Raw genomic sequence first — 1,848 nt, forward strand, 5'->3', positions numbered from 1 at the left:
TAATGAGTGATGAGAATCTAAGAGCTAAAATGGGAGCAAAAAGCAAAGAGATAGTTAAAAGTAAATTTAGCAAAGATGTTGTAATGAAACAGTGGATGGGGTTGTTTGAGAGGTTGAAAAATGCAAAATAGCCCAAAAGTATCAATAGTAATTCCAGTATATAATGTAGAAAAATATTTAAGAGAGTGTTTAGATTCAGTAGTTAATCAAACTTTAAAAGATATAGCAATAATCTGCGTAAATGATGGTTCAACTGATTCTAGTTTAGAAATTTTAAAAGAGTATGCTAAAAACGATAGTAGAATTCATATCGTAGATAAGATAAATGGAGGGCTTGGTGCGGCTAGAAATTCAGGTATAAAATATCTAATAGATAAGAATATAAATCCTAAATATATCTATTTTGCAGATTCAGATGATTGGCTAGATGTTCAAGCTTTAGAAAAGCTATATAATAAATCACAAGAGTCCAATTCGGATATATGTATAATGGGGCTATTACCATATATAGAGATAGATAAAAGAATAGAGCCAAGTGATTATTTTAAAACTGATTGTTATAAGATTAGAAAAAATGATGTATGTGATTATAGTGAGATTAAAGATGTATTATTTGGACGCTTTGGAGCATTTTTAAAATTTTATTCATATGAATTTTTAATAAATTATCTATGGGAAAATGAAGAATTTTATCCACAAAATTTACTTTTTGAAGATGTATACCCGCATATTAAATCCTTAATACTGGCTAAAAGAATCGCATTTTTAGATGAGGCTTTGTATTATTACCGTATTAGAGAAGGCTCTATAATGACATCTAGTGCAAAAAGCAAAAGAGTTTTTGATATTTTTAAATCAATTTATATGGTAGAAAATTTTTTAAAAGATAAACAACTATTAAATGAATTAAAAAATAATTTTATGAAATTTATATGCGAATTAATTCAAGGACATTACTTTTGCTGCCCGTTAGAGTATAAGATTGAGTTTGCCAAAGAAGCCAAAGTATATTTATCTAAATTTGATAGTTCTTTTTATTCGCTCAATAAAATAAAAAAACAGCATTTAAGATTGATGCTAAATTTAAATAACCCATATGATAAAAAACTAATTAAAATAAAGCATAAAATAATATATATATTTAATCGATTAAAGTGGAGTTTGGGATTATGAAAATTTTGCTAATTATAGATGATGCAACTACTGTTGGGGGAGTTGAAAGAGTTGTGTCTAATTTGAGTAATACTTTTTTGGAAAATAATAATGAAATTTGCGTTATTAGTGTATATGGATATGATAAAAAAGATCGAAAACCTCCATTTTTATATGAAGAACAGATTAAGCTATATTTTTTAAAGCATATACATTCTAAAGAGCTTCAGTCTTTGCAAGTATCTAATATATTTTTAAAACTTTTGAGAGAGATTTTGCGACCAGCTGTTCGAACTATAAATTTTTATATAAAGAGAATTAAAATGTCTGAAGTTAAAAATATTATTTCAAATTTTAAACCAGATTTTATTCTTGATAATTCATATCCTTCTATACTAGATAATTATCTGCCTGCTCAAAATATTATTAAAGCAATACATGCTAATTTTGATACTTATAAAGATTCCAATGTAAAATGCAAAAATATAATATTACTCTCATCTAAAGAGCTTGATAAATTTAAAACAAAATATCCAAATGCTAATTTTTATATCATTCCAAATTTCCTCCCAAATATCTCAAATTTAAATACCAATTATTCTCAAAAAGTCGTACTTTCTATGGGACGTATGGCAAATATAGATCAAAAAGGCTTTCTTCGCTTAATAGATATTTGGAAGTTAATTCAAGATGGTA

At 26.0% G+C, this 1,848-nt stretch carries 1 protein-coding gene and 1 pseudogene; both read left to right on the forward strand.

Features of this window, described 5'->3' with window-relative positions:
* Positions 1-120 precede the first annotated feature (120 nt).
* Positions 121-1,173 (forward strand): glycosyltransferase family 2 protein, encoded by a 1,053-nt coding sequence (locus tag J6V67_RS07020; RefSeq protein ID WP_291860730.1) that lies wholly within the window; start codon positions 121-123, stop codon positions 1,171-1,173.
* Positions 1,170-1,848: pseudogene (locus J6V67_RS07025) on the forward strand (hypothetical protein); the annotation flags it as partial. The gene J6V67_RS07020 and the pseudogene J6V67_RS07025, both read left to right, overlap by 4 nt.

It is taken from the genome of Campylobacter sp. (genome assembly GCF_017646085.1).
GTDB lineage: Bacteria > Campylobacterota > Campylobacteria > Campylobacterales > Campylobacteraceae > Campylobacter.

What these genes read in the sequence shown, in the direction of transcription:
- J6V67_RS07020 (WP_291860730.1), top strand. Translation starts at nt 121, where the DNA reads ATGCAAAATAGCCCAAAAGTATCAATAGTAATTCCAGTATATAATGTA.